We start from the raw sequence: 629 nt of genomic DNA on the forward strand, positions 1-629 counted from the left end.
CCTCCTGTAGCTAGCGTCATAATATTTTCTTGTGTGGCTTCTTCCCTGCTCAGCTCTCCGCTGATCTTTCCCTCGTGCACCACGACAATACGATCGCTCATGCCGAGTACCTCAGGGAGTTCCGAGGATACCATGATAATCGCGACTCCACGTTCGGTCAGCTCGTTCATCAACTGGTAGATTTCCCGCTTGGCTCCCACATCCACACCTCTCGTCGGTTCGTCAAGAATGAGCACATTTGGACCAATACCTACCCATTTGGCAATAACCACCTTTTGCTGATTACCACCTGACAAACTGCGAACCGTTGTTTCGCCCGATTGGGTTTTAATTTGTAAGCGCTTAATTAAAGTGTTAACAAAATCTAGCTCTTTTTTACCTGAAATAAATCCTTTTGAAGTAAAGCTGAACAGATTTGGCAGCACCATATTTTCCCGGATGGAAAAGTCCAGCACCAAGCCCTCATCTTTTCGGTCTTCTGTAATGAAGCCAATCCCAAGTTTCACCGCATCATCCGGCTTACGAATAGACACTTTTTTTCCACGCACATGAATCTCACCACGATCCAAAGCATCCAGTCCAAATAACGCCCGCATGATCTCGGTCCGTCCCGAGCCCATTAAGCCTGA

At 47.2% G+C, this 629-nt stretch carries 1 protein-coding gene; it reads right to left on the reverse strand.

All coding sequences use genetic code 11. The features are described 5' to 3' along the window. On the reverse strand, window positions 1-629 hold a 629-nt coding region (locus GRP75_RS28825; protein WP_160791098.1), incomplete at both ends, for an ATP-binding cassette domain-containing protein.

The sequence above is a fragment of the Paenibacillus sp. OT2-17 genome, from assembly GCF_009827695.1.
Classification (GTDB): domain Bacteria; phylum Bacillota; class Bacilli; order Paenibacillales; family Paenibacillaceae; genus Paenibacillus; species Paenibacillus polymyxa_B.